The organism is Methyloceanibacter methanicus (assembly GCF_001723285.1).
GTDB classification, from domain to species: Bacteria; Pseudomonadota; Alphaproteobacteria; order Rhizobiales; family Methyloligellaceae; genus Methyloceanibacter; species Methyloceanibacter methanicus.
Window position 1 is genome coordinate 468,700 of the sequence record NZ_LPWG01000010.1, and the last position, 16,478, is coordinate 485,177.

General features: G+C 66.0%; 17 protein-coding genes and 2 pseudogenes. 6 read left to right on the forward strand and 13 right to left on the reverse strand.

Features of this window, described 5'->3' with window-relative positions:
* Window positions 1-59: 59 nt before the first annotated feature.
* Window positions 60-371 (reverse strand): hypothetical protein, encoded by a 312-nt coding sequence (locus AUC68_RS15780; protein WP_083240526.1) that lies wholly within the window; start codon window positions 369-371, stop codon window positions 60-62.
* Between the two features lie 194 nt (window positions 372-565).
* Window positions 566-802 carry a hypothetical protein gene (locus AUC68_RS07230; protein WP_069436983.1) on the reverse strand — a complete coding sequence of 79 codons (237 nt, stop codon included), beginning with the start codon at window positions 800-802 and terminating at the stop codon, window positions 566-568.
* Between the two features lie 185 nt (window positions 803-987).
* Here AUC68_RS07230 and AUC68_RS07235 point away from each other — a divergent pair, with 185 nt between their 5' ends.
* From AUC68_RS07235 to AUC68_RS07250, 3 genes and pseudogenes are all read left to right on the forward strand, one after another.
* Complete coding sequence (locus tag AUC68_RS07235) at window positions 988-3,027, forward strand: bifunctional aldolase/short-chain dehydrogenase (protein ID WP_244500422.1); 2,040 nt, start codon at window positions 988-990, stop codon at window positions 3,025-3,027.
* A 610-nt stretch (window positions 3,028-3,637) separates the two neighbouring features.
* Window positions 3,638-4,419 (forward strand): annotated as a pseudogene (locus AUC68_RS17645) (methyl-accepting chemotaxis protein).
* Window positions 4,420-4,564: 145 nt separating this feature from the next.
* Window positions 4,565-5,299 (forward strand): DUF502 domain-containing protein, encoded by a 735-nt coding sequence (locus AUC68_RS07250; protein ID WP_083240509.1) that lies wholly within the window; start codon window positions 4,565-4,567, stop codon window positions 5,297-5,299.
* 4 nt (window positions 5,300-5,303) lie between these two features.
* Here AUC68_RS07250 and ychF read toward each other — a convergent pair whose 3' ends face one another.
* The 5 genes from ychF to AUC68_RS07270 form a co-directional block, all read right to left on the reverse strand.
* Complete coding sequence (gene ychF, locus AUC68_RS07255; protein ID WP_069436987.1) at window positions 5,304-6,401, reverse strand: redox-regulated ATPase YchF; 1,098 nt, start codon at window positions 6,399-6,401, stop codon at window positions 5,304-5,306.
* Window positions 6,402-6,458: 57 nt separating this feature from the next.
* Complete coding sequence (gene pth / locus AUC68_RS07260; protein ID WP_069436988.1) at window positions 6,459-7,049, reverse strand: aminoacyl-tRNA hydrolase; 591 nt, start codon at window positions 7,047-7,049, stop codon at window positions 6,459-6,461.
* 53 nt (window positions 7,050-7,102) lie between these two features.
* Window positions 7,103-7,744, reverse strand: a complete 642-nt coding sequence (locus AUC68_RS07265) for a 50S ribosomal protein L25/general stress protein Ctc (protein ID WP_069436989.1) — start codon at window positions 7,742-7,744, stop codon at window positions 7,103-7,105.
* A gap of 156 nt (window positions 7,745-7,900) precedes the next feature.
* A complete protein-coding gene (locus AUC68_RS18340; RefSeq protein ID WP_342027463.1) occupies window positions 7,901-8,116 on the reverse strand; it encodes a ketopantoate reductase C-terminal domain-containing protein in 216 nt (71 codons plus the stop codon).
* 17 nt (window positions 8,117-8,133) lie between these two features.
* Window positions 8,134-8,928, reverse strand: coding sequence for a 2-dehydropantoate 2-reductase N-terminal domain-containing protein (locus tag AUC68_RS07270; protein WP_342027464.1), 795 nt, complete (start codon window positions 8,926-8,928; stop codon window positions 8,134-8,136).
* A 189-nt stretch (window positions 8,929-9,117) separates the two neighbouring features.
* Between AUC68_RS07270 and AUC68_RS07275 the strand changes: the two genes are divergently transcribed.
* Window positions 9,118-10,353 carry an alpha-hydroxy acid oxidase gene (locus AUC68_RS07275; protein ID WP_158008262.1) on the forward strand — a complete coding sequence of 412 codons (1,236 nt, stop codon included), beginning with the start codon at window positions 9,118-9,120 and terminating at the stop codon, window positions 10,351-10,353.
* A 22-nt stretch (window positions 10,354-10,375) separates the two neighbouring features.
* Here the strand turns inward: AUC68_RS07275 and AUC68_RS07280 are convergent, their stop codons facing one another.
* Window positions 10,376-10,810 (reverse strand): GlcG/HbpS family heme-binding protein, encoded by a 435-nt coding sequence (locus AUC68_RS07280; RefSeq protein WP_069436990.1) that lies wholly within the window; start codon window positions 10,808-10,810, stop codon window positions 10,376-10,378.
* A 240-nt stretch (window positions 10,811-11,050) separates the two neighbouring features.
* Here AUC68_RS07280 and AUC68_RS07285 point away from each other — a divergent pair, with 240 nt between their 5' ends.
* Entirely contained in the window at window positions 11,051-12,013 is a 963-nt protein-coding gene (locus tag AUC68_RS07285) for a thioredoxin domain-containing protein (protein WP_141701142.1), read from the forward strand.
* Complete coding sequence (locus AUC68_RS16755) at window positions 12,001-12,174, forward strand: hypothetical protein (protein WP_158008263.1); 174 nt, start codon at window positions 12,001-12,003, stop codon at window positions 12,172-12,174. The genes AUC68_RS07285 and AUC68_RS16755 overlap by 13 nt, the downstream gene beginning before the upstream one ends.
* Before the next feature lie 37 nt (window positions 12,175-12,211).
* On the opposite strand, the pseudogene AUC68_RS07290 reads toward AUC68_RS16755, so the two are convergent.
* The 5 genes and pseudogenes from AUC68_RS07290 to AUC68_RS07310 all read right to left on the reverse strand — a co-directional run bounded on the left by AUC68_RS07290 (window position 12,212) and on the right by AUC68_RS07310 (window position 16,478).
* A pseudogene (locus AUC68_RS07290) lies at window positions 12,212-13,143 on the reverse strand (ribose-phosphate pyrophosphokinase).
* Between the two features lie 167 nt (window positions 13,144-13,310).
* Entirely contained in the window at window positions 13,311-13,547 is a 237-nt protein-coding gene (locus tag AUC68_RS07295) for a hypothetical protein (RefSeq protein ID WP_069436992.1), read from the reverse strand.
* Window positions 13,544-14,287: a hypothetical protein gene (locus tag AUC68_RS07300; RefSeq protein WP_069436993.1), complete on the reverse strand. Its 744-nt coding sequence runs from the start codon at window positions 14,285-14,287 to the stop codon at window positions 13,544-13,546. The genes AUC68_RS07295 and AUC68_RS07300 overlap by 4 nt, the downstream gene beginning before the upstream one ends.
* A 258-nt stretch (window positions 14,288-14,545) precedes the next feature.
* Window positions 14,546-15,331 (reverse strand): peptidoglycan editing factor PgeF, encoded by a 786-nt coding sequence (pgeF, locus tag AUC68_RS07305; protein ID WP_069436994.1) that lies wholly within the window; start codon window positions 15,329-15,331, stop codon window positions 14,546-14,548.
* A 19-nt stretch (window positions 15,332-15,350) separates the two neighbouring features.
* Window positions 15,351-16,478, reverse strand: coding sequence for a class I SAM-dependent methyltransferase (locus AUC68_RS07310; RefSeq protein ID WP_069436995.1), 1,128 nt, complete (start codon window positions 16,476-16,478; stop codon window positions 15,351-15,353).

The window sequence follows — 16,478 nt, forward strand, 5'->3', positions numbered from 1 at the left end:
AAACGCGGCGCCCGTGAAGGCGCCGCGCTTCTTCTGAGTGCGTCTAGCGCAATGACCGCCTAGATGCCGACATAGACGCTCACGCCCCGACGCCAATAGGGGCGCCGGTAATAGCCGTAAGGGCTATAGTAGCGATAAGGCCGGTAGGCGTAGGGACGCCCATAATAGGGACGGCGGTAGTACGGGTAGCGGTAGTAAGGGCGGCGGTAATACCGTCGCCTGTACCACCGCCGGACCGGAACGACCTCCGATGCCGTGGCAGGGCTGTAATTCAGTGCCGCGGCGGCTGGCGTTGCCGACGCAGGCGTGGGGCTTGCCACAAGGAAAATGGCGGCGAGCCCGGCTAGGGTCGTGAAGACAACTGAGCGCATGAGGTACCTCGCGTACTTGGTGACCCTTCCTCGTAGACCCATAAGGTGGCCCCCCGCGGCCAAAAAGGGAAGCCCAGAGCGTTGAATTTCACGATTCTTTTGCGTTGCCGGTCCGTGCGTGCGGGCAAGGGCGCGCGCGTCGTGCGGCGCGGAATCGCGCACTGAAGCGCCTCTTGGCGCCGATTTTCGCTTCGCTAGGCCAGCACCATGACGGCCATGAAACCCAGCGTTGCGGCTGCGGCCGTCGGGGCCATCCAGCCCATCAGCCGGGCCCCATCGGCCCAGAATCCATGGTCCGCCGGACATTGGCTTTCCATGGGTTGCGCGCCGGCGGCGGCCACGAGCGAGGCCGTATGCTTGGCGTGCCATTTCGGCCCCGGCCCGCGCATGTAATGCCGTTCCGGCTTGTATGCGTTCAGGAATCTCCCCACGACGATGTCTCCCTCATCCCAAAGCGCCCCTTACGTTCTGATTATCCGGTCAAATTTGTTTCGAATCCGTATCGTCGCGGGGCGAAAATGAGGATTCTTCGGCCAGGCTCACGATTTCGGCCCAGACGCGGAAAAGATGCGGTCCCCGCTTGCCGCGCTTGCGGAAACTTGCCAAAACCCGCGCCATGAAAAGTCAATGGAACGACGACGCAGCGAAGCGCGCGATCGAGACCTATGGCGCCGAAGGCGTCAGCGAGGACATCGCCCTTCGCGTCTACACCACGCGGCTGATCGGCCGCGACCCGCTGCTTGTGCTGCACGGCGGCGGCAACACGTCCGTGAAGACGCGTGCCGTGGACGATCTCGGCCAGGAGCACGACGTGATCGCGGTGAAGGGCTCCGGCGCCGATATGGCGGATATGGAGCCCTGGGGTCTGCCGGCGGTGAAACTCGGACCGTTGCGGGAGATGCGCGCGCTCGATGCGCTGTCCGACGAGGCCATGGTCAACATGCAGCGGCTGAACCTTTTGAACGCCGCCGCGCCGAACCCGTCCGTGGAAACGCTGCTGCACGCGTTCCTGCCGCACAAATTCGTGGACCACGCCCATGCCGCGGCGGTGCTGTCGCTGGTCGATCAGCCGGACGGCGAGGTTCTGGCCCGTGAGGTCTATGACGGACGCATGGGCATCGTGCCTTACATCGCGCCCGGGTTCGATCTCGCCAAGGCGGCGGCCGACGTCTTCGACGAGAAGCCGGACGTCGAGGGGCTGATCCTCCACAAGCACGGCATCTTCACCTTCGGCGACACGGCTAGGGACGCCTATGAGCGGATGATCGAAATGGTCTCGCTCGCGGAAAGCCGTCTGCGTCAGGGCCGTCCCGTCGTGTTTCAGGGGGCGCACCTGCCGGCCGAACCGGCAACGGCCGCGGACATCGCTCCGATCTTGCGCGGGGCGTGCGCCATTCACCACCCGGGTCGGGAGCCGATGCGGTTCATCGCCGAATTCCGGACGAGCCCCGCCATCCTGGACTATGTGAACGGCGCCGAACTCGCCTCCTACAGCCAGCGTGGGGTGGTGACGCCCGATCACATCATCCGGACGAAGAACAAGCCGCTCGTGGTGCCCGCGCCCGAGGCCGGCAAGCTCGATGCGTTCGCCCAGTCGGTCCAAGCCGCCGTCGAGACCTTCGTCGCGGAATACGACATCTATTTCTCGCGCGAGAACGAGGCCGTCGGCGGGACCAAGACCAAGCTCGATCCCATGCCGCGCGTGATCCTCGTCCCCGGCGTCGGCCTGTTCGGTCTCGGCCGTTCGGCCAAGGACGCGGCGATCGCGGGCGACCTCGCCGAGAATACGGTCCGGGTCATCACGGATGCCGAGGCCATCGGGCGCTACGAGCCGTTGCCCGAACGCGATCTGTTCGCCCTCGAATATTGGAGCCTGGAACAGGCCAAGCTCAAGAAGCAGGTGGTCAAGCCGCTCACGGGCCAGGTGGCGGTGGTCACGGGCGCCGGCATCGGGACGGCCACGGCCAAGGCCCTCGGCGGCCGACGGGCCGCCGTGGCTGTGTTCGACGTCGCGTCGATGCGCGTCCGAGACGGCAGACGCCGTGAAAGGGATCGGCATTGCCTGCGACGTGACCAAACCGGACGACGTCGCCCGCGCTTTCGCCGCTGTCTGCGCGCGCTTCGGCGGTGTCGACATTCTCGTGTCGACGCGGGCGCGGCCTGGCAGGGCCGCATTGGCGACGTTCCGGACGAGGTTCTGCGCGAGAGCTTCGAGTTGAATTTCTTCGCGCACCAGAGCGTCGCGCGCGAAGCGGTGGCGATTATGCTGAAGCAGGACACGGGCGGGGCGCTCTTGTTCAACATCTCCAAGCAGGCCGTCAATCCGGGACAGAATTTCGGGCCCTACGGTCTGCCCAAGGCGGCCACCATGCTCTTGATGCGCCAATACGCGCTCGATTATGGCGCGGACGGCATCCGTTCGAACGGCGTCAATGCGGACCGCATCAGAAGCGGACTTCTCACGGGCGAGATGATCGCAGCGCGGTCGAAGGCCCGGGGCGTTTCCGAAGCGGACTACATGGCCGGCAACCTGCTGCACGCCGAAGTCACGGCCGAGGACGTGGCCCAAGCGTTTCTGGCACTTGCCAAGGCGCGCAAGACGACGGGCCATGTCGAGACCGTGGACGGCGGGAACATCGCTGCGGCGCTCCGTTAAACGCGACCGGTCGTTCTCTTTTAAAGGGACTTTTAACCACAACGGTTGAAGCTGCCATCACCACGCTGCGCAGGGGCTTTTCTGTTGCACGGGTGCGCGCGGGGACCCTGGGGGGTGCCCTTATTTTGGCTGTTGTGAATTGAGAGCTCCGATGGATCTCAGCAAGAAATTTGCTCTTTATCTTGGCCTGACGGCCGTTGCCGCCGTGGTGGTGACGATCTCTTTCCAGCTCACCATGCCGGGGGCCGGGGGTGCCATATTGCTGGCGCTGCTTGTCGCCACCGGGCTCGCGGCAGGCGTCGGCTATCTCTACGGCCGTTCGCTCGCGGCCTCGCTCAACGATCTCAATGCCGTTATTTCGCGGCTGACCAAGTGGGAAATGGATGGCGAGGTTCCGCACACGGGACGGGGCGATGAGATCGGCCTTTTGGCCAAAGCGCTGAGCGCGTTTCAGGCCGATGCCCATAGCTGGAGCGAGTCCCACCAACACGAGCAGGACAGCCAGATCGAGGGGCGGCTTGCCTCCCAGCGGCGGACCGAGGAGCTCATCCATCAGTTTCGCGGGTCGATCGCCGGCCTGCTCGGCGCCTTCGCGGACAGTGCGCGGCAGATGGACGAGACCGCGCGGCTCTTGTCGAATGTCGCCACGGACACGAACGACCGCGTCACCGCGGTGGCGTCGGCCTCCGACGAGGCTTCGGCAAACGTGCAATCGGTGGCGGCGACGGCCGAGGAACTGGCCGTGTCCTGCAGCGACATCGGCACGCGCGTCTCGACCGCCAGCAAGATCGTGGACCATGTGACGGAGAATGCCCGCACGGCCAACGAAAAGGTCCAGAGCCTCACCCATGCGGCCGAACGCATCGGCGATGTGGTGGACCTCATTCAAGACGTCGCCGCGCAATCCAATCTGTTGGCGCTCAATGCCACGATCGAGGCGGCGCGCGCGGCGAAGCGGGCCGCGGCTTCGCCGTGGTGGCGAGCGAGGTCAAGACGCTGGCCGATCAGACGGCTAAGGCGACCGACGACATCAAGCAGCAGATCGACGCGATCCGGTCTTCGACCCGCAGCGCGGTCGAGGCCATGCAGTCCATCGTGACCACGATGGGCGATGTGAATCAGAATACGCAGGAGATCGCCGGTGCCGTTCAGCAGCAATCGGCGGCGACCTCGGAGATTTCAAACAGCGTGCGCCAAGCCGCGCGGGGCACGGAGGACGTGGCCCAGCACATGCCGGACGTGACCAAGGCCGTCGACGAGACGAACCAATCGGCGGCGCAGATGCTGCAGATCAGTAAGGACCTGTCGCGCCACGGCGAGCAGCTTCGTCACATGGTCGAGAACTTCCTGCGCCGTGTGGCCGCAGCCGATGCGTTGAAAAACGTAGGCTAAGGCCAGCCGGGCGCGGCAAGCCGCTTCAGTACCGCGTAGGGCCGTCGGGGCTTCTGTCCCGGCGGCCTTTGCGTTTGGCGCCGGTGTCCTGTGGCCCTCGTGCCCCCGATGGGCTAGCGTCCGGTGGCAAAAATGGAGGTGACCCGTGGGCCGTATTTTCCGAGTGTTTCTATCCGGCGCCTTGGCGCTGCTGCCCATCATGGTCACGGTTCTGGTCACCGCGTGGCTGGGGTCCCTGGTGGCAACCTATGCGGGGCCGGGCAGCTTCCTCGGCAACCTCATCACGCATCTCGGGCTCAACTTGTCGGCCTCGTCCCATGTGGCCTACTTCATCGGGCTCGGTATCATCGTGGCGCTGATCTTTCTGCTGGGTTTGGCGGTGGAATCGGGCCTGCGGAGCTGGATATCCAACAGTTTCGATTGGTTCATGATGCGCATTCCGCTGGTGTCGAATGTCTACGACATCTCCAAGCGCTTCGTCGCGATGATGGATCGGGGCGACGGCGAGGACAGCCTGAAAGGCATGAGCCCTGTCTGGTGCTTTTTCGGCGGTGAGGGCAGCGCCGCCACGCTGGCGCTCATGCCCTCGAACGAGCCGGTGGCTGTCGGCGACAAGACCTATGTGCCCGTGCTGGTACCGTTTGCGCCGGTGCCCTTCGGCGGGGCGCTCGTCTACGTGCCCCAAGAATGGGTCAGGCCGGCCGACGGCGGCGTCGAGAGGCTCGTGAACGTCTATCTGTCCATGGGCGTGACCCCGCCCATAGGACTTCCAGCGGAAACTGCCACGGTGGAGGTCGCCGAAGCCGCTGCGAAGAAAACAGCGCCGCGCAAGCGGGCTCGCAACCGCCCCGCGAAGGCGGAGACCCAGGACGAGACGTGAGGCGCTAATTCGCGAAGCGGAAATGCAGCACGTCGCCGTCCTGCACCACATACTCTTTGCCTTCGAGGCGTAGCTTGCCCGCATCGCGGGCGCCGCTTTCGCCGCCGAGGCCGACATAGTCGTCGTAGGCGATGGTCTCGGCCCGGATGAAGCCTTTCTCGAAGTCGGTGTGGATCACCCCGGCCGCTTGCGGCGCGCGCGTGCCGCGCTCGACGGTCCAGGCGCGTGCTTCCTTGGGGCCCACCGTGAAATAGGTAAGGAGGTCGAGCAGCTTGTAGCCTTCGCGGATCAGCCGGTTGAGGCCGGGCTCTTCGAGGCCGAGATCGGCGAGGTAGGATTGCCGCTCCTCGGCGTCGAGTTCCACCAGCTCGGATTCGATCTTGGCGGAAATGATGATGCAGCCCGCGCCTTCTTTCTCGGCGCGCTCTTGCACGGCCGCGGACAGCGCGTTGCCGGACGCCGCCGAAGCCTCGTCCACATTGCAGACATAGAGGACGGGTTTGGAGGTCAGGAGCCCCAGCGTGTGGAAGGCCTTGCGGTCGTCGTCGTCGCCAATGGCGAAACGCGCGGGCTTGCCCTCGCGCAGCGTGGCGAGCGCCCGTTCCAGAAGCGCCAAGATCTCCTTGGCCTCCTTGTCCTGGCCGCGGATTTTCTTTTCGAGCGTCGGCACGCGGCGTTCGAGGCTCTCGAGGTCCGCGAGCATCAGCTCCGTCTCGATGGTCTCGGCGTCGGCCGTGGGGTCCACCTTGCCGTCCACATGGACCACGTCGGAATCCTCGAAACAGCGCAGGACATAAGCGATCGCGTCGACTTCGCGGATATGGGCGAGGAACTGGTTGCCCAGCCCTTCGCCTTGGGAGGCGCCGCGCACGAGCCCGGCGATGTCGACGAAGGTCAGGCGCGTCGGGATCGTTTGCGCGGACCCGGCGATCTCCGAGAGCTTGGCGAGGCGCGGATCGGGCACCGGCACGTCGCCCACATTGGGCTCGATGGTGCAGAAGGGGTAGTTGGCGGCCTGCGCCGCGGCGCTCTCCGTCAGCGCGTTGAAGAGCGTGGACTTGCCGACATTCGGCAGTCCGACGATGCCGCATTTGAATCCCATCGTGTTCCTTGGCTCCTGTGGCCTGTCGCGCCGTCCGTCCGGCTTTGCGACCGGGACCTAGTCCGTTTCGCTTTGCGTTTCGTTTCGGGTTTCGTGGGCGACTTGGGTTTGAAAGCGATCCTTTTCGCCCTTGGCGAGCAGAGGGGCCGCGTCCGACATGGCGAACAGCACCGGTTCGAGCCATTCCATGTCCGCCTTGGCGAAATCGCGCAGGACATGACCGACGACCCGCTCGCGATGGCCCGGGTGACCGATCCCGATCCGGACGCGTATATAGTCGTTGCCCAAATGTGCCGTCACGGATTTGAGCCCGTTATGGCCGGCCACGCCCCCGCCGATCTTCACCCGCACCTTGCCGGGAGCAAGATCGAGCTCGTCGTGAAAGACGACCACGTCGCCGACCGGGATCTTGTAGAAGCGCGCGGTTTCGCCCACCGAGCGCCCGGACTCGTTCATATGGGTCTGCGGCTTGAGGAGAAGCACCTGTTCGCCGCCCAGCCGGCCTTCGCAGATCAGACCCTGGAAGCGCTTGCGCCAAGCGGGGAAACCGTGTGCGGCGGCCATGACGTCCACGGCCATGAAGCCGACATTGTGACGGTTGAAGGCGTATTGCGCCCCCGGATTGCCGAGGCCGACAAAGAGCTTCATCGCGTCGTCCCGTATCGCGGCCCAAACAGCCCGTCAGGCCGAAAAGGAGAAGGTTATTCCTTCGACTCTTCGGCTGCTTCGGCTGCGCCTTCTCCCTCGCCCTCGGCGGCCTCTTCCGTCGCCTCGTCGGCGCCGCGGCCGGCGATGGTGGCAATGGTGAAGTCGCGGTCGGTGATCGAGGGAACCGCGCCCTCGGGCAGGCTCACCGAAGAGATGTGGATCGAGTCGCCGATCTCCATCCCCGTGAGGTCGATCTCGATCGAATCCGGAATCCGGTCGGCCGGGCAGACCAAGGTGATTTCGTGGCGCACGACGTTGAGGATGCCACCGCGCTTGAGGCCAGGCGAGGCGGCTTCGTTGAGGAAGTGCACCGGCACGTCCACGTCGACCGAGGCGTTTTTCGCCAGGCGCAGGAAGTCCACGTGGATCGGGAAGTCGCGCACCGGGTCGACCTGCACGTCGCGTGGGATGGCCCGGATCTTCGTGCCGTCCATGTCGATCATGTAGACCGTGCTCTGGAAGTGGCCGGTCTGAATCTGCTTGGAAACTTCCTTCGTCTCCAACGCGATGTTGAGCGGCTCGTCATTGCCGCCATAGATGATGCCGGGAATGCGCCCTTCGCGGCGGACGGCGCGTGCGCCACCGGTTCCGGTGCGCCCTCGCGTCCACGCCTTGAGCTCGATCGCCTCAGCCATTTGATCCTCCGAACGTCTGAAATAGTGAGGGGCCGGAAGCCGGCCCCCAAAATACGGGCGCGGCGCTCTGATCGTGGCCGCCGCGACGGAATTGGAGAGGCTTATAGCCCAAGGACACCTAAGAAGACAATCGCCTATCGGCGCTGTTTTTGGGCGCTAAAGCGCCTCGGAAACGGCCTCCGGCGCCAGTCCTGGCGAGCCCTTTTTGGCGCGCTCGGCGTCTTTGACGAGCGCGAGGACCCGCCGGTTCAACGGCGCCGGGCGCCCCAATTGGACCGCGAGCCGGATGATTTCCCCCTGCAGGTGGTCGATTTCGGTGCGCCGGCCGGCCTGCAGGTCCTCCCACATGGAGGAGCGGGCGCTCTTGTCCATGGTGAGCATCTTTCCGGCTACGAGGCCGAACAGAGGGTCGGGGAGCCGCAGCGCCAGCGCCAGAGCCCGCTGGGGCACGCCCTCGTACGGCGCATAGTGGATGCCGGCGCGCCCAGCACCGCCATGCCCTCGCCTAGCTGACGGGCCACGAGGGCGCGCCAGCGCCGGTCGCCGAATTGCTGGACGAGCGGCAGGCCGGACAGGGCATTGAGCCCGTTATTGAGGTTTACGAGCAGTTTGCCCCACAGCACCGCTTCGATGTCGTCATGTCCGGCGACGGGCAGGTTCGGCACGTGGAGCGCCGCTGGAACGCCCGCCGCCTGCTTCTCCACCAGAACCACGCCGCCGCTCGCCCGGTGGAAGCGCGGCGCGGCGCCCTCGCGCCGGCTTTGGACCACGTTGAATGGCACCATGGCGTCGACGACGCGGTCCGAACCCAGATGCCGGCGCAGGATGTCGGCGTTGCAGACCCCGTTCTGCAGGCTCACGGCGAGCGCGTCCGCCGGCGCATGCGCGGCAATCAGCGCGGCCATGGCGTCGGTATCGTGGGATTTGACGGTGACGAGGATCAGCTTGGCCTCCCCGAAGGCTTCGGACGGATCCGTGCTGACCGTCAGATTTTCCGGCGCAACGCTGATCGTGCGTCCCTCGAGGTCTGAAGCGACCAGGCCATGACGCGAAATCCCGGCCGCCAGAGCAGGCCGGGCCAAAAGCGTGACGCGCCGGCCCGCCGCGGCGAGATGGGCGCCGATATAGCACCCCACACTGCCGGCGCCGGCGATTGCGATGGGAAGGTCGTTGGGTTCGGACATCGGGCGGCGGGGTTGGGCTAGGTGGAACAAGGCCCATCGTGGAGCGATCGCCCGGTTAAGGAAAGAGGGGCAATTCGCCTGCGGGCGGCTGCCTGATCTATGATAGGGTTTGCGGCTTGGGATGGGTGCTTCGCCGGTGCGTTCGCGCGACGGGCGCCGAACTTGCGCAAAATGGGGACTGCGCACGTCATGAACGAACAGTTCGACAGTCGTCTTTCCGGGGTGCCCGCGAAGGAGGCGGCCGGGGCCGAGCTGGGGGATCTGCGCGGCGGCGCCATGATCCGGCCATCGCCCCTCGCGAACCATCCCGGCAAATTGCGCGCCAAGGCCAAGCGGTATCTGCCCGTGATCGTCTTCGACTTTCTCGAAGGCGGCTCCCAAGACGAAGTGACTCTCAGACGAAACCGCGAGCAGTTGGACGCGTTGCGCCTGCGCCAGCGCGTGTTCGACCATGCGGCGATCCGCAACACGCGCACGACGATCTTCGGGCTCGACGCCTCGCTTCCCGTCGCGCTTGCCCCGATGGGCATGGGCGGTGCGTTTCATCCGCAGGCGGAGCTTCATGCAGCCCGGGCCGCAGAGTCCTTCGGGGTGCCGTATTGCCTCAGCTCGCTGGCAAGCTCTTCGATCGAGGAGGTGGCCGATGCGGTGGACACGCCGTTTCTGTTCCAGCTCTACCTGATGAAGGACCGCGAGGTGAACGCGGCGCTTCTGCAGCGGGCGGAGGATGCCGGTTGCTCGGGGTTGATCGTCAATGTGGACACGGCCGTTCAGGGTCGCCGCAATCGCGATCTCGACAACGGCGTCACCATCCCGCTGAATTTGCGCATCTGGCATGTGCTCGATGTCGTCCGCCGACCGCGATGGCTCATCCGCTATCTGCGGAACAAGCCGACCCTCGGCAATCTCGCGCCCTATGCGCCGGGGGGAGACGACCTCCCTTCGGTTTCCGCCTGGGCGGAGCCGCGCTTCAAAGGCGCGGTCAGCACGGCCGATCTCGAATGGCTGCGCCGGACCTGGCCCCGCAAGCTGATCGTGAAGGGCATCCTCGACCCGGACGATGCGAAGATCGCGGCCGATCTCGGCGCCGACAGTGTGGTGGTGTCCAACCATGGCGGACGGCAGCTCGACAGCGCCGCGAGCACGATCGAGATGATGCCGCGCGTCCGCGAGGCCGTGGGCGATCGGATCGAGCTCATCCTCGACAGCGGCGTCCGTTCCGGCTTCGACGTTCTGAAGGCGCTCGGACGCGGCGCGGACGGCTGCCTCCTGGGCCGGGCCTATATGTACGGTCTTGCGCCTTATGGCGAGCGCGGCGTCGCGGCCGCGCTTCACCTGATCGCTCAAGAGCTCGACGAGGCGATGACGCTCACCGGCACGGCGGACGTCAACGCCTTGCCTGACGGATTGGTGTTCGGCCCTTAGGCGGCACGCGCCTGGGCGCCACTCACGTGCGCCAGGGATGCGCGGGCAGCTCGGAGACGCCGAGCACGGCCACGCCCGCGGCGGCAACCTCATGGTCGTTCTCGACCGTGCTGCCGCTCACGCCGATGGCTCCCACGAGAACGCCGTCTTCGTCGACGATCGGCAAGCCGCCGGGGAACGTGATCAGGCCGTCATTGGAATGCTCGATGCCGTAGAGCGGTTTGCCCGGTTGCGAAAGCTGGCCCAGCGCGCCCGTCGCCATGCCGAAGAAGCAGGCCGTCGTCGCCTTCTTGATCGCGATATCGATGGAGCCCACCCAGGCATCGTCCATGCGCATGAACGCCTTCAGGTTCGCGCCGGAGTCGACCACGGCGATGCACATTTGGGTCTTGAGCGCGACGGCTTTCTTGCGGGCCGCTTCGATGACTTGTTCGGCGTTTTCGAGATTGACGTGCATGGACAGGCTCCTCCTCGGTGGGTCAGGCTGCGTTGAGTCGCACGCCTGAAGATTATGGGTCAACCGCAATTGCGACGCATTTGGCGGCTGACGATAAGTGGCTACCATGTCACGCGATTGACCGAGGTTCCATATGCTTACGACACGATCCCTTCGGGCTTGCGGTCCGTGGTGCGACCGCGCCGTGCCCCTCACGGACACTCAAACGGCCTCATGACGAACGGTTCTCCGCATTCCCTGGTGACAAAGATTGGCGAAGGCGCGACGCCCGCGAGGGTGCGCATCGTCCTCGCGGTGTTGCTGCTCGCCGTCTTCGCGCTGATGCAGTCGAGGCCGGCGCAGGAGGTGGCGCCGGGGGACATTCTCGCCTGGCGGGACGATGGGCGGCTCCACGTGTTCGTGCACCCGGACTGCCCGCATTGCCACGCCGCGCAAGCGTTCCTCCGGGATCACCCCGAGATTGAAACCGATATCCATGACGTGTCGACACCGGCGAACGAACGGTTGTTCCGCGTGGTGGCCCGGGAGTACGGCATTCCCGAGCGGGGGCTCGGCGTTCCGCTCTTCGTTTTCGGGGACCGGCACATGCTCGGATTCGACCGGCCCGAAACGACCGGCGCGGACCTGCTCGCGCTGGTGGGCGGGGCCGCGCACGGCAACCAGACATCGGCCGGATATGTGGACTTGCCCGTCTTCGGCAAGATCGACCCGAACGGCTATTCGCTTGCGGGCCTGGCGGTGATCATGGGGCTCGCCGACGGCTTCAATCCGTGCGCCATGTGGGTGTTGATCTATTTGATCTCGCTGATCGCGGGACTGCGGGATCCGGCGAAGATCTGGTGGCTGGTCGGGACCTTCGTGCTTGCCTCCGGCATTCTGTATTTCCTGCTGATGACCGCGTGGCTCAACGTATTTCTGGTCGTGGGCTATGTGCGGCCGCTCACCGAGTTCGTCGCGCTGCTCGCCATCGGCTTCGGTATCAGCCACCTCTACGAGCTGGTGTGGACACGCGGCGTGATCGAATGCGAGGTCGGCGACGTGGAGCAGCGCCAACGGACCATGTCGCGCATTCGCGATGTGGTCGCGGCGCCGATCGGGGTCGTCAGCCTGCTGCTGATCGTCGGGCTCGCCTTCGCGGTGACGCCGTCGAGTTCGTCTGTTCGGCCGCGCTTCCGGCCATCTTCACCCATGTGCTTGCGCTGAGCGACGTCTCCACGTTCGGCTACTACGCCTATATCGCGCTCTACGTCGTCTTCTTCATGCTGGACGATCTGATCATCTTCGGGCTGGCGGCCTTCGCCGTTCAGGCCTTCGTGCACACGGCTACGCGGTGTTCAGCCGGCTCGCCGGCGGCCTGGTCCTGATCGGCCTCGGCGTGTGGATGCTGGCGCGGTAGAAGGCCTAGTAGAACAGGCTGGAGACGGATTTTTCCTCGGCCGTGCGGGCGATGGCTTCGCCCAGAGAGGCGCGATCGACAGCACGCGAATATTATGCGCGTTGACCACGGCGTCGCTGGGCATGATCGAGTCGGTGATCACCAGCTCGGTCAGCTGCGAGGCCATGACGCGGGCGATGGCGCCGCCGGACAGCACGCCGTGGGTGATGTAGCCGGTGACCTGCTTCGCGCCCTGTCTCAGAAGGGCTTCGGCCGCGTTCACCAGCGTTCCGCCCGAGTCGACAATATCGTCCATCAGAATGCAGCTGTGTCCGGACACGTCGCCGATGACATTCATGACCTCGGATTCGCCCGGCCGTTCCCGGCGCTTGTCGACGATGGCGAGCGGCGCGTCGATGCGCTTCGCCAGTCCCCGGGCGCGCACCACGCCGCCCACGTCCGGCGAGACCACCATGATGTTGTCGTTCGCCATCACATCCTTGATGTCGCTGACCATGACAGGAGCGGCAAAGAGATTGTCGGTCGGGATATCGAAGAAGCCCTGGATCTGGCCCGCATGGAGATCGAGCGTCAGAACGCGGTCGGCGCCGGCGCGGACGATCATGTTCGCCACGAGCTTCGCCGAGATGGGGGTGCGCGGGCCGGGCTTCCGGTCCTGCCGGGCATAGCCGAAATAGGGAATGACCGCCGTGATACGCCGCGCCGAGGCGCGCTTCAGCGCGTCGCAGAGGATCAGCAGTTCCATGAGGTGGTCGTTGGCGGGCGCCGAGGTCGATTGCAGGATGAAGACGTCCTCGCCACGGACGTTCTCTTGCACCTCGACGAAAATCTCCTTGTCCGCGAACCGGCGGACCACGCAGCGCGCGAGTGCGACGTCGAGATAGTTGGAAATTGCCTCAGCAAGTGGGCGGTTGCTGTTGCCTGCAACCAGTTTCATGCGCGTGTTCCCCGAAACTCAGCCAGTGCCCAGGCGACATACAGCCGTCACGACACCCGCGCGCTTTTAGCAAGCGTGTGGCACCGATGTAAACTTTCTAAGTGGTTGACGCCCGGGGATTACGGTCGCGGTTGAAGCCTCGCGGCCGCGCCCTCTCAGGCGCCCGCTCATTGAACCAGCTTCTTGATGCCGGGTGCGGCGGCGCCGGCCGCGGCGTCCGCGATCGCGCCCCACGGACCGTTCAGCGATCCCTTGGGGATGACGTTCTCTTGGGAAACGGTGCCCTTGGTCGCACCGTTGGGCTCCTTGACCTGCCAATCGATGCGGATTTTTTCCTTCGAAAGTCCCGCGCTGCTCAGCCTCACGGTGCCGTCCACCGTGTAGACGTTCGAGCCCCGGCTCACGACTTTGCGCCCGAGCTGCGGAGCTTCTTCTTCAAGGCCGAGGCCAGGCTGCTGCTGCCGTCGCCCGGCGCACCCGTGACGGTTCCGACCTTGACGCCGGAGGGTTTCGGCCCCGCCGTCGTCCGCGCGCTCGACGTGGCCGCGGCGCCTGTCGCCGCAGCCGCGCCGGTCGCTACCGCCGCCGTCCGGCCCGTGGAGGTCGAGGAGGAGGACGACGAGGCGGTCGGCGTTGACGACCGGCCGCCGCCGCGCCCGCCGGGCAGGTCCGCGGCAAGCTGGGAGGCTGTCTTGTTGGCGATGTTCGAGATCGCCGTGGAATTCAGTCCGCGCCATGGGTTGGAGGTCGATCCCCGGGAGACGGTCTCCTCTCCGGAGACCCGGGTGACGCGCGTGCCGGACGCATCGTTCACGTCCCACACATAAGAGATCTTCGAGCGGCTGCCCTCCACATTGGACAGGAGATAGCCGCGCAGGGTGTACTCCGCTTCGGCGGAACCGCTTGGGAGGATCGTCAGGTTGCGGTCGGCGCCGGCCGTCTGGAGGGCCTGGGTCAGCTTGGTCGTCACGCTTGTCGGCGGACCGACGACGGGCCCCATGGCGATCTTGGGCGAGCCCTTAAACAGGCCGCCGGCGCCTTGCATGATATTGCCCATGCCCACGCCGCTGCCGCTTCCGCCACCGCAGCCCGCCAGCGACAGGGCTGCCGAAAGCAGGGCGGCGATGGCCGCGACAAGGCTCACGACCTGAGTCGTTCTGTTTGGCTCAGCGCTCAACCGCTCGCTCCCTCGCTGGCCGCACACGATCCGTCCGCGCTTTCGCGCATGCACGCCAACGTTGTTTCAAACCAAGTCTTCTTCTGGCGGGGCCAAACGTGTTTGGTCGGCCAAGCTTGATCGCCCATCCCGGGTTTCGTTGCCAAGTTTACTTGGCGGGCCCCGATGGCGTCCAGACGCGCAGGGCCTCCCGGTCCCCGCCGATCAGTCTATGGTGAATCCCAATCAGGTGAGGACGATGGCGGAAATTTGGCGGCCGTAATCCGCCTCGCCGTGATGCTGCGACCGCCGGTAACTATAAAGGCGGGTCTCGTCGTAATAAGTGCAGAGGCCGAGGTCGTAGATCTCGCCGACCTCTGCCCGGGCGAGCCGGTCGGCGACATAGGCGGGCAGGTCGAAATGGGGCTCGCCTGTCCCGTCGTCGTTGGCGAAGAACCTTTCGGCGTCCGGCTCAGTCGCGAGGAAGCGCGCCTTGTAGTCTGCGCCGACCTCGTAGGCCCCTTGGCTGATCGCGGGACCAATGGCCGCGACGACCCGGTCCGGTTTCGCCCCGAGCCCGGTCATGGCCGCGACCGTGGCTTCGACGATCCCGGTGAACGCTCCGCGCCAGCCGGCATGGGCGGCGCCGACCACGCGTGCCTCCGGATCGCAAAGGAGGACCGGTGCGCAGTCCGCGGTCACGATGCCGACCACGAGGCCCGGCGTCGCGGTGACGACCGCGTCCGCTTCCGGACGCGTCTCCCGCGCCCAGGTCTCGTCCGCGACGACGGCGATGTTCGAGTGCTTCTGATAGACGGTCGCGAGCTTGCCGGGCTCCGTGCCGAGCAGCCGTGCGACGCGTGCCCGGTTCTCCGAGACCGCTTCCGGCACATCGCGCGAGCCGACACCGCAATTGAGCGATTCGTAGAGGCCGTCCGAGACCCCGCCGAGCCGCGTGAAGAACCCGTGGTCGATGCCGCCGATGGCGGACAGGTTCGCGGCCTGAAATCTGAGCTTGTCTTCGGTGATCATGATGATGCGTGTTGCGTCTTTAGGTACTGTCCCCGAAGGCGGGGGGCGGGGCAAGGTCTCGGCTGGTGAGGGCCAGCGCCTTGAAGATCACGCCCATGGAAGCGGGATCGACCAGCCGTCGCGTCCCGGACACGAGCGCCTCGCGTTCGTCTTCGCTGGCATTCGCGCAGAGCCGCTCCAGGCGGGCTTCCAGGCCGAGCTCCAGGAGCAGGGCGCCTTGGGTCTTGGGGCCGTAGGCGAGGAGCCCGTTCGCCTCGGCGGCATCCTTCAAGGCTCCGAAATCCACGTGCGCGGTGAGGTCCACATTGCCCGGTGCCTCCAAGGGGTCGGCGAATTCGTGCCGTGACACGGCCTGGAGCGTGTCGCCGCACGCGGTCGCCTCGTGACCGTAGTCGATCAGAAGCGCGGCGAGCGGCGCGTCCTCGGCCCGTGCGGCGAGGGCCGCGATCACCGCGTTGGCCGCGGGCCTGATTTCGAGGATCGACCCATCGGGGAGCTGCTGCAGTTCGGCGTTCCGGCGCAAGCTCTCGACGGCGAGCGGGGGGCCGTCGCAGAATGCGAAGCCGCCGTCCGCGCCGATCCGCACGCAGCGCTCGCGCCATTGTCCGTTTCGCCAAACCAGTTGCCGAATGGGCAAGGCATCGATGAACTCGTTGGCGAGCACGATCGCCGGGCCGGGCGGCAGATCCTCGATCCGCGCGTGCCAGGATATTTCGGCGCCGGAATCGCTGAGCGCCTCTTCCTGCGCGCGGCGCAAAGGCCGGCTGGTCTCGACGAGGGCCACCGTCGCGCTCTCCAGGAAGCCCGGCAGGCGGCGCAGGCCGCGCAAGGCATCGGCCATGAGCGTGCCGCGCCCCGGCCCGAGCTCGGCGAGGACCACGCGCTCGGGCGAGCCCATGGATTGCCAGACGGCGTAGGCCCACAGGCCGAGAAGCTCGCCGAAGACCTGGCTGACCTCGGGCGCCGTGATGAAGTCGCCGCCGGCGCCGATGGGCTGCTTCGAGGGATAGTAGCCGGCCGTCGCATCGGCCATGCAGACATCCATGAAGTGCTCGACGCTGATGGGACCGGTCCGCGCGATCTGCGCCTTCAAGCGGACGCTGAGGAGCGTGCTCTCCGTGCTGGTCGGTCTGTGCGTCGGCGCCAT

Excerpts from the sequence above, each read along its gene's own strand:
- AUC68_RS15780 (WP_083240526.1), bottom strand. The coding sequence starts at position 371 with ATGCGCTCAGTTGTCTTCACGACCCTAGCCGGGCTCGCCGCCATTTTC.
- AUC68_RS07235 (WP_244500422.1), top strand. The coding sequence starts at position 988 with ATGAAAAGTCAATGGAACGACGACGCAGCGAAGCGCGCGATCGAGACC.
- ychF (WP_069436987.1), bottom strand. The coding sequence starts at position 6,401 with ATGGGATTCAAATGCGGCATCGTCGGACTGCCGAATGTCGGCAAGTCC.
- pth (WP_069436988.1), bottom strand. The coding sequence starts at position 7,049 with ATGAAGCTCTTTGTCGGCCTCGGCAATCCGGGGGCGCAATACGCCTTC.
- AUC68_RS07265 (WP_069436989.1), bottom strand. The coding sequence starts at position 7,744 with ATGGCTGAGGCGATCGAGCTCAAGGCGTGGACGCGAGGGCGCACCGGA.
- AUC68_RS18340 (WP_342027463.1), bottom strand. The coding sequence starts at position 8,116 with ATGGACAAGAGCGCCCGCTCCTCCATGTGGGAGGACCTGCAGGCCGGC.
- AUC68_RS07270 (WP_342027464.1), bottom strand. The coding sequence starts at position 8,928 with ATGTCCGAACCCAACGACCTTCCCATCGCAATCGCCGGCGCCGGCAGT.
- AUC68_RS07275 (WP_158008262.1), top strand. The coding sequence starts at position 9,118 with ATGAACGAACAGTTCGACAGTCGTCTTTCCGGGGTGCCCGCGAAGGAG.
- AUC68_RS07280 (WP_069436990.1), bottom strand. The coding sequence starts at position 10,810 with ATGCACGTCAATCTCGAAAACGCCGAACAAGTCATCGAAGCGGCCCGC.
- pgeF (WP_069436994.1), bottom strand. The coding sequence starts at position 15,331 with ATGATCACCGAAGACAAGCTCAGATTTCAGGCCGCGAACCTGTCCGCC.
- AUC68_RS07310 (WP_069436995.1), bottom strand. The coding sequence starts at position 16,478 with ATGGCGCCGACGCACAGACCGACCAGCACGGAGAGCACGCTCCTCAGC.